General features: G+C 53.6%; 11 protein-coding genes and 1 tRNA gene. 6 read left to right on the top strand and 6 right to left on the bottom strand.

Translation table 11 applies throughout. The features are described 5' to 3' along the window. Positions 1-273 precede the first annotated feature (273 nt). The gene (gene epmA, locus MFP24_RS15325; protein ID WP_249231463.1) at positions 274-1,251 is read left to right on the top strand and encodes an elongation factor P--(R)-beta-lysine ligase; all 978 of its coding nucleotides are present in this window, start codon (positions 274-276) and stop codon (positions 1,249-1,251) included. A 49-nt stretch (positions 1,252-1,300) separates the two neighbouring features. On the opposite strand, the gene mscM is transcribed toward epmA, so the two are convergent. From mscM to rsgA, 3 genes are all read right to left on the bottom strand, one after another. Continuing rightward, positions 1,301-4,624, bottom strand: coding sequence for a miniconductance mechanosensitive channel MscM (mscM, locus tag MFP24_RS15330; protein WP_249231473.1), 3,324 nt, complete (start codon positions 4,622-4,624; stop codon positions 1,301-1,303). A 61-nt stretch (positions 4,625-4,685) separates the two neighbouring features. After that, entirely contained in the window at positions 4,686-5,645 is a 960-nt protein-coding gene (gene asd, locus MFP24_RS15335; protein WP_249231462.1) for an archaetidylserine decarboxylase, read from the bottom strand. A 78-nt stretch (positions 5,646-5,723) separates the two neighbouring features. Continuing rightward, positions 5,724-6,773 carry a small ribosomal subunit biogenesis GTPase RsgA gene (gene rsgA / locus MFP24_RS15340; RefSeq protein ID WP_249231461.1) on the bottom strand — a complete coding sequence of 350 codons (1,050 nt, stop codon included), beginning with the start codon at positions 6,771-6,773 and terminating at the stop codon, positions 5,724-5,726. A gap of 179 nt (positions 6,774-6,952) precedes the next feature. On the opposite strand from rsgA, the gene orn reads away from it, so the two are divergent. Beyond that, positions 6,953-7,495 (top strand): oligoribonuclease, encoded by a 543-nt coding sequence (orn, locus tag MFP24_RS15345; protein ID WP_009111259.1) that lies wholly within the window; start codon positions 6,953-6,955, stop codon positions 7,493-7,495. A 221-nt stretch (positions 7,496-7,716) separates the two neighbouring features. Beyond that, a tRNA-Gly gene (locus MFP24_RS15350) sits at positions 7,717-7,792 on the top strand. Between the two features lie 230 nt (positions 7,793-8,022). On the opposite strand, the gene MFP24_RS15355 is transcribed toward MFP24_RS15350, so the two are convergent. From MFP24_RS15355 to fic, 3 genes are all read right to left on the bottom strand, one after another. Then, the gene (locus tag MFP24_RS15355; protein ID WP_249231460.1) at positions 8,023-9,369 is read right to left on the bottom strand and encodes a type II toxin-antitoxin system HipA family toxin; all 1,347 of its coding nucleotides are present in this window, start codon (positions 9,367-9,369) and stop codon (positions 8,023-8,025) included. Then, on the bottom strand, positions 9,366-9,629 hold the full coding sequence (locus tag MFP24_RS15360) for a helix-turn-helix transcriptional regulator (protein ID WP_249231459.1): 264 nt from the start codon (positions 9,627-9,629) through the stop codon (positions 9,366-9,368). The genes MFP24_RS15355 and MFP24_RS15360 overlap by 4 nt, the downstream gene beginning before the upstream one ends. Positions 9,630-10,154: 525 nt before the next feature. Beyond that, positions 10,155-11,255, bottom strand: a complete 1,101-nt coding sequence (gene fic, locus MFP24_RS15365; protein WP_249231458.1) for a protein adenylyltransferase Fic — start codon at positions 11,253-11,255, stop codon at positions 10,155-10,157. A gap of 684 nt (positions 11,256-11,939) precedes the next feature. Between fic and MFP24_RS15370 the strand changes: the two genes are divergently transcribed. The 3 genes from MFP24_RS15370 to MFP24_RS15380 all read left to right on the top strand — a co-directional run bounded on the left by MFP24_RS15370 (position 11,940) and on the right by MFP24_RS15380 (position 14,834). After that, on the top strand, positions 11,940-12,599 hold the full coding sequence (locus MFP24_RS15370) for a helix-turn-helix domain-containing protein (protein ID WP_249231457.1): 660 nt from the start codon (positions 11,940-11,942) through the stop codon (positions 12,597-12,599). Between the two features lie 713 nt (positions 12,600-13,312). Next, the gene (fimA, locus tag MFP24_RS15375; RefSeq protein WP_249231456.1) at positions 13,313-13,879 is read left to right on the top strand and encodes a type 1 fimbrial major subunit FimA; all 567 of its coding nucleotides are present in this window, start codon (positions 13,313-13,315) and stop codon (positions 13,877-13,879) included. Between the two features lie 238 nt (positions 13,880-14,117). Then, positions 14,118-14,834: a fimbria/pilus periplasmic chaperone gene (locus MFP24_RS15380; protein ID WP_407062020.1), complete on the top strand. Its 717-nt coding sequence runs from the start codon at positions 14,118-14,120 to the stop codon at positions 14,832-14,834.

A 14,834-nucleotide genomic window follows, 5' to 3' on the forward strand; every position in this document is an offset into this window, starting at 1 on the left:
TGCAGGTGTTGAGGAAGGAAGGGATGCCGGAAACAGAGCGCGAGACCTTGCTGGCTCTGATGGCGGCAATCCCTGTTATTATTGAGGAAATTTATCAGGAGGATAGATTTTGAGGGGATCTCTCAGGCTCCCGGCGTTTTTTTACGGCGGTCTGTCCTGCCCGCCGCCCTACGGGCCAACGCTGCGCGTTGTTGAAATTTCCTGTGGAAATTTTTGTTTGTCCGCGTTGATGCGGGTAGACTGCTCCACCTGTTTGACTTTGGAGTAGTAACCATGAGCGAAACGACAAGTTGGCAACCCAGCGCGCCTGTCGCTAATTTGTTGAAGCGCGCGTCGATAGTCGCCGCTATCCGGCGATTCTTCACCGATCGCGGCGTTCTGGAGGTTGAAACGCCGGCGATGAGCCGGGCGACGGTAACCGACGTCTTTTTGTGTCCGTTTCAGACTCGCTTCGTCGGGCCGGGCGTCGCGGACGGCATGACGCTGTATCTGATGACCAGCCCGGAATACCATATGAAACGCCTTCTGGCGGCGGGCAGCGGCCCCATTTTTCAGCTGTGCCGCAGCTTCCGCAATGAAGAGTCCGGCAGATACCATAATCCGGAATTCACCATGCTGGAATGGTATCGGCCGCACTATGATATGTACCGCCTGATGAATGAAATGGACGATTTACTCCAGCAGGTGCTGGAGTGTGAAAGCGCGGAAATGCTTTCATACCAGCAGGCGTTCCAGCGTCATCTGGAAATCGATCCCCTGTCGGCGGACAAGGCGCAGCTGCGCGAAGCGGCGGAAAAGCTGGGATTGGGCGACATCGCCTGCCGCGAAGAGGACCGCGACGCCCTGGTGCAGATGCTGTTTGCCTTTGGCGTTGAGCCGAATATCGGGCGCGAAAAGCCGGCGTTTGTTTATCATTTCCCGGCGACCCAGGCGTTGCTGGCCGAAATCAGTACCGAGGATCATCGCGTCGCCGAGCGCTTCGAGGTCTATTTTAAAGGCATTGAGCTGGCGAACGGTTTTCGTGAATTAACCGACGGCGACGAGCAACGCCGGCGTTTCGAACAGGATAACCGTAAACGCGCCGCCCGCGGCCTGCCTCAGCAGCCTATCGATGAAAATTTACTGGCGGCGTTAAAGCAGGGTCTGCCGGAGTGCGCCGGGGTGGCGTTGGGCGTCGACCGCCTGATTATGCTGGCGCTGAATGCCGAAAGGCTGAGCGATGTGATCGCCTTTTCCGTTGAGCGTTCCTGATATCGCCGGGCCGGGCGCGCGCCGCCGCACCCGGCCGATCCCTTCTTTATTATAGGCTTCCCGCCGTGCGGTTACCGGACGTCAACGTTTTTCTATTGCGCGATAAACTCTCCATCCGTACCTGAAGCGGCGGGAACGGCATCACCAGATTGTGCTTGCGGTAATTTTCCAGAATCAACTGATGCAGCTCATGGCGCAGCGGCATGCGGTGGCCCATCTCGGCGGCGAATATACGCAGTTCGAAAATCTGGATCCCCTGTTGCAGGTCAACCAGGAAGACTTCCGGCTCCGGCGTATCCAGGATCAACGAACAGCGGCTAATCGCGTCCTTCAGCAAGCCGGTGACTTCCTTACTGTCGGCATCCGCCGGCGCCGGAACGGTCATCACCACGCGCGTCACCGAATCGGACAGCGACCAGTTGATAAACTGCTCGGTGATAAAGGCCTTGTTCGGCACGATAATCTCTTTGCGGTCCCAGTCGGAAATGGTGGTGGCGCGGGTATTGATGCGCATCACGCTGCCGGTGAGCTCGCGAATGGTGACCGTATCGCCGATACGGATCGGCTTTTCGAACAGGATAATCAGCCCGGAGATAAAGTTGGCGAAAATTTCCTGCAGGCCGAAACCCAATCCGACGCCCAGCGCGGCCACCAGCCATTGCAGTTTGGACCATTCGATGCCGATAAGGGAAAAACCCATCAGACTGCCGATCAGCATCAGGATATATTTGCTGATGGTGGTGATGGCGTAGCCGCTGCCCGGAGAAAGCGCCAGATGCTGTAGCAGCGCCAGTTCCAGCAGGGCCGGCAGATTACGCACCACCTGCGCGGTAATAACGAAGATAAGCACGGCGATCAGCACCGAGCCCAGCGTGATGGACTGTACGCTTTCGACGCCTTTTACCGTACTGCTGACGTCCCACAGGCTGATATTTTCCATAAAAGCGAACGCGGAATGAATTTCCGACCACAGCACAATCACCGAAACCAGCGCGATTAACGTCAGGATAGAGCGCACCAGCTGCAAGGATTTGGCGCTGATGGCGTCCAGATCCACCACAGGTTCTTCAATGGCTTCCGAACCGCTCTCATAAGAGGCGCCGGACGGCGCGTCCTCTTCGCCGCGCGCGCGCTGCGCCAGAATCTCCGAGCGCCGGTTTTTGGCGCGGTCGAAGGCGATACGCCGGCGCTGGATAAGCATCCAGCGGCGGATAATATGATAAACCACCAGCAGAAAGAACCAGATGGAGACCGAGGTTTCCAGCCGCACCAGCAGGGCCTGCGCCGTGGCAAGATAGCCGATGCAGGACGCCAGCGCGGCCGCCAGCGGCGCGCAGATCAGCAGGTTCCACATCGCCCGGTTGACGGAATTCTCTCCCGACCCTTCTTTATCCAGATAAAGGGGAATGCCGGCCCGTTTCAGACCGGTGGTGACCAGGCTCAGCGCCAGACAAAGCAAAATAAAACACAGGCGCCCCAGGGTACTGGAGAATTCGCGATCGTTGAGCTTATCGAAGGTGATCAGCGCCATGATCAACGGCACGATAAAGGCAATCGACAGCCGGTAGTAGCGCATCGCCCGGGCGACCCGTTCCGGCGACCAGCGGAAGTGGACGATAAACAGCCCCTGAGGATGGGAGAACGACGCGCTGATCATCACCACCCACATTAACGGCACCGTGGCGGTTACGCTGTCGCCGATAGCCACGGCCACCGGATAGGGCCAGGCGTTTTGCAACCCGTAACCCAGCGCGGCCCAGAGCACGGGCAGCGGCAGCGCCACCAGAATCGACCAGAACACGGTACGCAGCGTCAGCATAAAATGGTCGAGCGTCACTTTCCCCACCCGGCTGCTGGCTCGTTCCATAAACGCATGGTAATGCCGGCGGGAACTGATGCTGAACCCCACCAGCAACAGCGCCCCCAGCAGCGGGATCACCGTTTCCCGGCTGGTGACCATCATCACCATGGCGCTGCTGAGCTGGGTCAGGGTATCCAGCGACAGCAGGCGGGTAAGGTCCTGCACCAGCTTCAGCGGGTAGGCAAAGGTGATGGGGTCGACATCCGCCACCCAGAAAAGATAGCGGTGCGCCGCTTCCCGGGTTTCGCTTAACGCGTCTTGCAGCTGATTGTTGGCCACCTTGAGTTTGGTCAATTCGAGAATTTGCGTGTCGCAGCCGGAAATCAGCGACGTCAGCAGATCGCGCTGGGTACGCAACTGGTCGGTCAGGATGCGTTGCTGGGTATTGGTGAGCGGCGTGCCGTCATCCTGTTTTGCCTGGTCGACATCGTGTTGCTTATTAATCAGCTCCTCAAAATGCAGGCGCTGTACGCGCAGCTGCGCCATATCGCTGTCCAGCAGCTGCGGCTTGGGCATTTCCGGCAGTCGCGCCACCTGCGCCCGCAGGGTTTCCCCCAGCACCGGAGAAACCCCCAGCCACTGCGCCTGCTCGCGGATGGTGCTCAACGCCTGACGGACCTGCAGAGTATGGGTGGCGGCCTGACGCTGCTGCGAAGCGATAAGGTCCATATGCTGCGCCTGCTGATTCAGGGCCATGGACAGCTCGCGGTTGATGGTCAGCAGTGAACTGATGGCGGAGGGCAAACTTCCGCTTTGTTCCGCCAGCAGCTCCGTTTTTTCCAGCGCCTGCTCCGCTTCCCGTTGACGCAGGCTGTTGATATTGCTGCGTAACCCCTGCAGCAGGGTATCCAGGCGGTCATGACGTTTTTTATACAGTTCGGCGCGTAGGCGGGACAGTTCCTGACGGCTGCTGGCGGACAGCTGCGCCAGCTCCAGCTCGTCAACCCGGCTTTTACGCAGCGCGGATTCCGCCTGCAGCGCGGCTAACTGCGCCTGCCCCAGCGGAGTGGTCGGCGACCCCAGAGACTGGATGCGGCTTTCGATCTCTCCGAGCGAACGGCTGGCTTCGGTTTGCTGCTGGGGAAGCTGCCCCAGAGAATCGCTGATCTCCCGCAGCCGTTCCTGCTCCTGTTGGAGCTGGCGCGCCTGCTCCAATAGCTGGCTGCTGGTTTGCAGGATCTGCTGTTCGAGATCGTTGACGGATTGATTCTCCGTGATGGTCGACGGCTTCTCGTCTTCCGCCGTTATCTGTCGGCGGAGTTCCTGCACCAGCTTGGGAAAATCATCAATAACGCGTTGATACTGCGCCGCGCGCTCGCGTGACTCTTTACGCTCCTGCATGGCGCTCAGGGCGGACTGCAGTTCTTCGACTATTTCGGTCTGATCGGCGGCGCCTTTATTCGCTTCCGCCTGCTGTAATTGCTGGCGTAACTGCGCCTCGCTGGGCACCGGAGCGGCCAGTGAGGCGGTTGATAATAAACATCCCAGCAGAAAAGCCACAATCAGACGCACGTTCATCCTACCTTTCATTTACCACAATAACGGGGGTGATTATTTACGGCGCGGCGGGTTTTCAACCCGGATGGTCCGTGGCGCCGGCGTTGGTGTCCGCATCAGGGCGCGCAAGCGGCCCGGACGTCTCTTCTATGGCGTCGTCCGCCTGTTCATTATCCAGCACCTCAGCGAAAGGTTCGCCCACGCGGGTGACGCTGAGGCAGCCGAGGTGGGCGGAAAACTGAATCCGGCCGGATGAGAACAGGTTGATTACCGTGGAGCCGAGCTTAAAGCGTCCCATTTCCTGGCCTTTCGCCAGTTCGACCGCGCCTTCCTCGCCCGCCTGCGGGTAGGTCCAGCGTTTGATGATGCCTTCGCGCGGCGGCGTCGCCACGCCCGCCCAGACGGTTTCAATACTGCCGACGATGGTGGCGCCGACCAGAATCTGCGCCAGCGGGCCGAATGCGGTGTCGAACAGGCAGATAAGGCGCTCGTTGCGGGCGAACAGATTAGGCACGTTTTGCGCCGTCAGCAGATTGACGGAGAACAGATCCCCCGGCACATAAATCATTTCCCGCAGCACGCCGTCGCACGGCATATGGACGCGGTGATAGTCGCGCGGCGATAAATAGGTGGTGGCGAACAGGCCGTCGCGGAACAGGTCGGCCATGACGTAGTTGCCCGCCAGCAGCGCTTCCAGCGAATAATGGTGATTTTTGGCCTGAATCAGCTTGCCGTCGGCGATGGCGCCCAGCTGGGACAGCACGCCGTCGGCCGGCTGCACCAACCGCTGCGCGTGAGAATCCACCGGGCGGACGTCGGGGCGCAACGGACGGACAAAAAACTCGTTGAAGGTGCGGTAAGCGGCGGTATCCGGCTGCTGCGCTTCCTGCATATTGACCTTGTAGCAGCGGACGAACAGATCGATCGCCAGCTTGGTGAGTTTGCCCGCCGGTTTATCCGCTCCCCAGCCGGCCAAACGGGTCAGCCAGATTTTGGGCAGCCAATACTGTAATTTGATTTTGATGCGATCCAGCACAGTGAGCCTCTTGGATTAGTGATGCGCCATAAAATAGGGGATAAAGGCGGCGCATTGTAGCGATGGATAAGATAAATGTCAGTTATCCGTATCGGAAAAGGTTTTACGTGTTTTTACCTGAGCCATGCTTTCCAGAATGCGATGGTAGTTATCAAAGCGCTCGGCGGCGATTTCGCCGCGTTCCAGCGCCGCGTTAATCGCGCAGCCGGGGTCGTTTTCATGACGGCAATCGCGGAATTTGCAACTGCCGATGTATTGGCGAAACTCAATGAAACCCTGGGTGATCTGATCGGGGTCCAGATGCCAGAGACCGAATTCACGCACCCCTGGCGAGTCGATAACATCTCCGCCGTGCGGGAAATGATACAGCCGGGCGGCGGTGGTGGTATGCTGCCCCAGCCCCGAGTTATCCGAGACCTCATTCACCAGGATACGTTCTTCTTCCAGCGCCAGCAGGGCGTTGAGCAGGCTGGACTTGCCCACCCCCGACTGCCCGGCGAAGATGCTGATGCGTCCGGTCAGCGCCTGCTCCAGCTCGATGATGCCCTGCTGCGTATGGCTTGACACCATAATCACCGGATAGTTGAGGGCGCGGTAGATATCCATCAGACCGTCGACAAACCGCCGGGCTTCGTCATCCAGCAGATCGATCTTGTTGAGCACGATCAGCGGCTCGACCTCCAGCGTTTCGCAGGCGACCAGATAGCGATCGATGATATTGAGCGACAGCTCGGGAAGAATGGCGGAAACGATCACGATCTGATCGATATTGGCGGCGATCGGCTTCACGCCGTCATAGAAATCGGGACGGTTCAGCACGGAACGGCGCGGGTGGACGGCTTCAACAATGCCGCTGATGCCGGACAGAGTTTCATTGCCGGCGCGCCACACCACGCGATCGCCGGTGACCAGCGATTTAATGGTGCGACGGATATTACAGCGATGCACCACGCCGTTTGCGGCTTCCACATCGGCATGCATACCGAATCGGCTGATGATAATGCCCTCCTGGGCCTCGCCCAGCTGGCTATCTTCCCATACGATCTTGCTTTCGGAATGCTTAAGGCGACGCTGGTGATTGGCGCTGACCCGGCGTTGTTGACCTTTCGACAGTTTCTTTTTGCTCACTGAGCCTCACTTAATACTATTATGATCGCCACGATGCTGTTTATCGCTCATGGAGATTGCAGCGACTATAATAACACCCTATTTGATTAATGCTGGTCACTTAAGACTGGTGTTCTGGATTGACGCGCTATGGTCGTCAACCGGCGGGCAATGGCACAGGCTAAACAGGAATACCTACGATGGTAGATGAAAATAATCTAATCTGGATCGATCTTGAAATGACGGGATTGGATCCCGAGCGGGATCGCATTATTGAAATTGCAACGCTGGTGACGGACGCCAACCTCAACGTATTGGCCGAGGGGCCGGTTTTGGCGGTACACCAGCCGGACAGCCAACTGGCGCTGATGGACGACTGGAATGTGCGCACCCACGGCGCCAGCGGCTTGATTGACCGCGTTAAGGCCAGCAAGGTGGACGATCGCGCGGCGGAGCTGGAGACGCTGGCCTTCCTGCAAAAATGGGTGCCGGCGGGCAAATCGCCCATTTGCGGCAACAGCATCGGCCAGGATCGCCGCTTTCTGTTTCGCTATATGCCGGAACTGGAAGCCTACTTCCACTATCGCTATCTGGATGTCAGCACGCTGAAAGAGCTGGCGCGCCGCTGGAAACCGGAAATTCTGGCCGGTTTTAAAAAACAGGGCACCCATCAGGCGATGGATGATATCCGCGAGTCGCTGGCGGAGCTGGCTTATTACCGCGAACACTTTATTCAACTTTAGCCCGGACCGGCCCGTATCAGAGGGCGTTCGGCGAGCCGGCCGGGCGTGAAACCGGCCCGACGCTCCGGTATGCTGATGGATAAACGTTTTAGCGCCGGATTGCTCTTTTTATCGGCAGTCAGATGGTTTTTCATATTCGGGGGCTTGCGGCCGAAAGGATTTTTCGTATAATGCGCACCCCGTACCGATGCACAATTTGGTATCCGTACGCCACTTCCCGAGCGGGAATAGCTCAGTTGGTAGAGCACGACCTTGCCAAGGTCGGGGTCGCGAGTTCGAGTCTCGTTTCCCGCTCCAATTCTTGTTCTATAGACGGCCACCAAAGTCTGTAGTTCTCTGATTCAACAGGGTAATCGCTCTGTTGAGCATCCGGCGAAATCCATTAAAAACCACCGTCAACCACGCCGAAGTAGTACATTAATCAGTACCAGAAAATCGGGTGCGTTGCGCTTATCATTATGCTCACGTAACTCCCCGTTGCTGTTGGAAATTGATCGTTAGCCAACATTTTGCCGCAAAATATATCTTTATCCCTTACTCGATTTGCCCAACAATTCGGAACGTCCAATAACCGTTCTTTGGCTTCCGGTTAGCTCTGGTTCCGAAAACCCCGCTTGTGCAATCGCCTTATCCAGCCCCTTGAACGTGGCAACACTTTTTGGACTGCGTAATGATGCCATTCCGTCATTCCAGGCATATACCATTTGCTTGGCGACTGTATGCCAGCGAGGTTCATTTTTGGCGGCTTCGATCACTTCCTTACCTACCTCAATGGCCGATTCGCATAAGCGTTCCACCATTTCCGTATACTGTCTCGGTGCGATCCCTAGTCTGGCTTTGCAGAACCGTTCCAGTGTTTTGCCGACAGCCCATGCCTGGCGTCCCTCGACAGATAATCCCGGTGGATTAGTCGCGTAGCGTGGATAGGCCTGCGTCGTTACGATATCGTAGACCGGCGTGTAGGCCACATCTTTCAACGAACTGTAGTACAACGCGATGTTCTTGGCATGACAGTCGGCGTTGCGTACCACATAGTTGGTCAGAAGATGCCAGCTAAACTGCTCCAATTGCTTTCGGACTTTCGCTGCTGGCAGATATGTGCGAGTCGCATTAAGAACGCGCTCAATGGTGGTTGCATACTTCTCGTGCGGCGGAAGCCCCAACAGACTACAGGCATCCTCAATGCCATGCGTTGACAAACCGTTTTCATCAACGTCGAAGCGATCCACGATCAGTACGCAGCCATCATCAGACATACGCGTTTTTGCAACCGGGACGACATGTAAACGTTCCAGAACCCGCATGGTGTAGAACTCGTTGAAGCCTAGATAAGGAGTGCTGTCGTCCGAGCCCTTGATGATATGATGGTTGCTGCGCAGCGTAGGTTTGCCTAACGGTTGGCTTGGGTTCTTGGCATTTTCTTCAGGCGCAATGAATTTGGGCACCATGCCGGAAATGGACGCGCGGGCGTACTGGCGCACAAGGCTGGCAAAGCGTTCAGTGGTGTTCTCCGCCTTCAGTAACTGCTCGATCTGCAAAGGCGCCATCTCTTCAACGGGAGCGCCGCCTTCAGGGGTAACCGTAACTCGACCGATGCCCATGCCACCCACGACGGCCAACAGTGAAAGATCGGTGCCATCAAGCAACGGCCCGAATTCCTCGCGGATAATGCTCAGCAGATAGCCTTCGGGCAGATTCTGTCGAAAGAAAGGATGCAGATCCCGCGGCCAGCGCCAGGGCTCCTCACGAACTGGCATCGTCAGGCTGATAAAGTCTGCTGGGGCCGTGCCGGGCAGGTATTTCAGAATATATTCGTCGCGTTCCCGATAGAGGCTGGCAACGGTTCGTCCGCAAACATGCACATCGAGTTTCATACCTCGTCACCTCGCCGTTGTTCAGCCAGGATATCTTCGATAGTGCGTGTATGACCCGGCCTAACGGGTTGCAGATCGTAGCCTGCGGCCTCAAATAAGCGTACCAGTGCCGAAACGCTCATATCCCCTTTGGCCAACGTTTCCATACGTGCAACCGTGGTGCGGGAAACGCCAGCGCGTTGCGCGAGCGCCTCCTGGCTTAGACCGGCTTCCCGTCGTATGTTGCGCAACATATCGGCGATATCGGCTAATGTGGTCATTGTATCCCTCAGGCTTCAAAAGTGAGTTATAGTAGGTTTACTGTAGCTTAAGGGATACAAATGGGCAATCGTTACGGCTATGTCATAGGATAGATAGCCAAGATCTCGTTTTTGTAGCCTTTAGGCATCAAAACGTGAAAATCAGGACTGAATTGTAGCTTGAGGGATGCATTTTATGGTGTTTAAAACGCCGTCTGGATCAAGGCCAGAATTGAGGTTGGAATGAGCAGGAGAGTTTCAGACATCTTGCCAACTACCCCAATCCAGTACGCAATATAGCCAGACAACCAATTCGGTGTACCGAAAATCCTTGTTGAATCAGCTGATTGATCGAGAAATATTTATCTCGTTTCCCGCTCCAAATTCTTTTCTATAAATGTTCGCCAAAGTCTGTATCTCTCTGATTAAACAGGTTAATCGCTCTGTTGAGCATCCAGCGAAATCCACTGAAAACCACCGTCAACCGCGCCTTGCGGCTTGGTTAAACCTGAATAATCAGTAAACGCTAGTGGGCTAAGTGTCGGTTCAGTACGGGTTCCCTCTATTGTCATCCCTCGTCATCAATTGTATGAGTTTCGGATGTACATAGAGCTTTTCACGGCCTGCGGTTATCTCGTTCAGAACGCCAATTTCACATAGCTGTTTCAAATAAACAGAGGCTGTTTGGCGTTGGGCGATGCCTTTATCGATAAGGTTTGCGATGCGGCAATAAGGCTGTTCAAAAATGACCTGCACCAGTTCGTGGCTGTAGATTTTGGGTAGAGTCTGTCGAATGTGATTTGTGGTAATGGATAGCAATTCACGAACGGCAGCGATTTTTGCCGTGGTCCATATTGATGTCTCTTCAACTGCTTGCAGCATAAATAAAATCCAGGGCTCCCAGTCACCAGAAGCCGTTACCCCACGCAGCAGACTATAATATTCCGCTTTATGGGTGACGATATATCGGCTCAGGTAAAGTATTGGTAACGTCAGCAGTTCTTTTTCAATTAGAAACAGGATGTTGAGAATGCGCCCCGTCCTGCCGTTGCCGTCGGGGAAAGGGTAGATAGCTTCAAACTGGTAGTGTGCGACGGTCATTTTCACCAGCGGATCGATGTCATCCTCTGCGTGAATATAGTTTTCCCAGTTGCCAAGTAGATCTCGGATGAGTGCTTCACCGCTCGGGGGCGTATAAACGATCTTATCGTTGCCGCCGATCAGTACAGTGCCGGGAATTTTACGGATATCAATCTCGACATTTTTCAGCGTGCTGCAAATTCTTACGGCTGTTGATGTGCAGAGAGGCTGTTTTTTTAGGTTTTTGAATCCGTTATAGAGTGCGGTGCGATAGCGCAGCGCTTCTTTGGTGGCAGGATCGGCCTGGCTGTCTTCCTGCGAAAACTGAAAAAGCCTGTCTGACGTGGTGACGATGTTTTCAATTTCGGATGAATCTTTGGCTTCCAGCAAAGGAATAAGGTTGATTAATAGCCTCTGATTAGGCAGCAATTCTCCGGCCTGTTTAAGTTCAGCCAGTGCGGCGCGAGCTTTGATGCAAGCCTTCAAGACAGGCACTGACTCAATCTGATCGCCGTTTGGCGGCAAGCGAGGAAGTTGGTTAAACGGTTCTTTTGGATCCCATGACATAGTTAAAGATCTCGTTTTTATCGACAGGTTTTAAGCATATGTCGATGCGATAAACATGTTCCACTAATATGTCGAAAAAAATGAATTTTATCGACATGTTTTTGAACCATGTCGATGCGATAAACATGTCCCCCCAACCTTATCCCTCAATCAGCACATGCGGTAGATGAAAACCGGATACATTGCCGTGCGCGGGTAACAGAAATGTTTAAGCGCTAAACATTTTTTTAACATCGATTTTCATATGACGATGAAAATTTGCCTTGGCTTGCGTTTTTTGCGCGGCATCTTAGGTGCTTATTAATGGCTTTTTTGCTGTTATTTGGAGTTTTATTTAGTGGATAATTCTATATATCCCGCTATCTTTTATTGTTTTTAGCCTTTTATTTTATTTTTCCAACGGCGTTGAATGCCCGGCTGGTGTCATTCATTTGTCTAAAATTAATAAAGATTGTCTTTCTGGCCTGGCCGCTTTTAATGCGCTCTGCCAATGTGCAAGCGTCGGCACGTTAGGGGGGGCGGAGAGCGTGAGCGACAAGGTTACTCACCAATAATATGAAATGTCACGAGATGTTTATGGGGGCTTGACTTCACTTTGGCCAGTCGTGATAGTTCTATAAAAAGGTAAGTAAAAATCTTTAGGGCCGGGCAGGTTATTTATTTTTGTCTGCGTCCATTTAATTTATGACGATTATTTTTTATTTAGACAAAGGCACTGGCATGGTTTATCCGGAGCAATCCATCTCTCGTCTGACAAAAATGCTTTCTCCGCACGCGCATGCTGCAATCCCCTCGGAGGTTGTAAGAGGGAAAAGACGTTATCATCTTCATTCTTCTGGTGAACAAGTTATCTATTTCCTCGATGAAGGTGAATTTTTAATAAAAAGAACCCGCGATAACAAAGTTATCTCGGTGATCCTGTCTCCGACCATAGTCGGCTGGTCTTTGGCGGCATTGAAGAGTGATGATATCTATATTGAAAGAGTCGACTACGGCAAAATAAGATGCTTGCCATTTAATATCGCGCTAAGGGTGGTTACCGCCTATCAGCGTTTTGATGATGTTCTGATTATCATTAATTTCTGGTTTCATTTTCTGATTGATTTTTGTGCCGATAACGACGGCGATTCGCTATCTATAGTGAAAAATATGCTGCTTTCGCTTAATAAACTGCCGCCGGATGTCCGGCGGCGCTATACCGCGTTAACCTTTATTGCTCAAAGAACCTCGCTTTCTAAAAGCACTATATTCAGGGTGTTAAAGAAGTTGCAGACAGAAAAGCTTATCGAGTTAGAACGCGGAAGGTTAAAAAAAATAGCTTTTAGCCAACCCGTTGTCTGCTGAATCGCCGTCAATGTCGGCATTCGCTTTTCCTCGCATCCCTCCCTTGCCGGCCGCGCTTTTCTCTTCCTGATACAAAGTAAACCCATCGTACCATTCTCGCCTATTGGTTTCCTGCCAGAATAAATTCATTGTTTAATTGTAACGCTGCATGAAATAGTCATTGCTGTTGTATTTTTATATTGATTATTTTCTGGTTTTTTTAATTATTTAAATTGTTCTCGGTCTTATTGGTTCATTTTAATTTTTTCAGAAATGTTAAGTGTCTGATGGGAATGTTTATATAACTAAACAATAAAAAAACATCCATATTCATATGAGAACTATTTATTTATTTTTAATGCTACTAATTACATCCATCAACTACTGATGGTTTGGTTTTTTGTGCTTTTTTATACTTTTTTATGGTGCTTTTATCTGGTTTTTTAGGTTCTCCTGGCGGCGGATTGGTTTTTTTATCCGCATCATTCCGCTTTTGGGTTTTCGCTCACAATTTATTTTTTCGCAAATACTTAGAGGGCAGGGTAAATCCTATGCATGCAGTAATTTCTCCATCCCAGCGCTTCTGGATTTATATAAAGTCAGCCGTTCAGGTGTGCCTTTATATTGATGCCGGATAGATCCCGGTAGGTGAGAAATACCCATGTGGTTGAACGCCACATTCATTTTTTGGACTATTTATCTAGCCTTTTATTGGCAATAAGGAATCGTAAATTATGCGTAAAACTCTACTCAGCGCTTTAATCGGTGCGTCTGTTCTGTCAGCCGGTTTCGCTACTCTGGCTGAGGCGGCTACTACTACGGTTGCCGGAGGCACTGTGCATTTCAAAGGACAGATCGTTAATGCGGCCTGTGCGGTTAGCACCAATTCTGCCGACCAGACGGTTAACCTGGGGCAATATCGCACTTCCAACTTTGCGGCGGCAGGTGCTTACTCCGGTAAAGTTCCTTTTACGATCAAACTTGAAGATTGCGATACCACAGTATCCACTACGGCCTCCGTTGCCTTTAGCGGATCGTCCGACAGCAGCGATAACACCGTTCTGACCACCAGCAACATTAGCGGCGGGAGCTCCGGCGCCGCTTCTGGCGTAGGTATCGAAATCAGCGACAGTAAAGGCACCGTACTGTCGCCGAACGGCGCCGTTTACTCCAACGCGCAAACGCTGACCAACGGCAGCGGTAATACCCTGAATTTCAACGCGCGCTATAAATCCACGCTGGATGCCGTTACCGCGGGCCAAGCGGATGCGGATGTCACTTTTACCATGAAGTACGAATAACTATCGGCACATGCAGGGACGAGGGACGGCTGCCAGGGACGGCGCCATTTCCGATTATCAGAAGAGACGGCGTTATGGGAAAGACAATCGCCGATTCCAGCGTTTCCGTGGTTCCGACCCCGAGCATGGTTACCGGGCGCGCCGCATCGTCGGCTGCGGAACGGAGCGCGGCGGGTCTGATACCCAGCATAGCCCGCACCAATACATCGTATGGCCGTCAATCAGTTATTTTTCATCTATGAGGTTTTGCGTGTTTAATACAACTTTTTTCCGCCTCGCTCTGGCTGGCGCGGCGTTTCTTTCTCTGGCGACGCTGTCGCTGGCGGCCAAAGCCGGCGGCGTGGAATTAGGCGCGACAAGGGTCATCTATCCCGCCGGGGCGGCTCAGAGCTCGCTGGCAATCATCAATACCGATAATAAAACCCCTTTTCTTATCCAGTCCTGGGTTGAGGACAGCAGCGAAAAAAAGAGCGCGGACTTCGTCGTTACGCCGCCGTTGTTCGTCGCCAAACCCTCGGGAGAAAACACGCTGCGTATCATGTACGTGGGGGGCGAACTGCCGACCGACCGGGAGTCGGTATACTGGATGAACGTAAAAGCGATTCCGTCCGTCGACCGCAACGCCATTCAGAATAAAAACGTGCTGCAACTGGCCGTTCAGTCGCGCATCAAACTGTTTGTCCGGCCTGAAGGTCTGGCGCAGAGTCCGAGCGATGCGCCGGCTCAGCTGCGTTTCCACCGTCAGGCTGATTCCCTCGCCATCACCAACCCGACGCCCTATTTCGTCACGCTGGTCAACTTCAATATAGGCGCACGAAAACTTCCCAACACCATGGTGCCGCCAAAAGGAAACGCCTCCGTCGCACTGCCCGCGGATGCCCGCGGCGAGGTGGCTTTCCAGTCGGTCAACGACTATGGCGCCAATACCCCCCGGACTACCGGCACTATGCAGTAG

The organism is Brenneria tiliae, from assembly GCF_023347575.1.
GTDB lineage: Bacteria > Pseudomonadota > Gammaproteobacteria > Enterobacterales > Enterobacteriaceae > Brenneria > Brenneria corticis.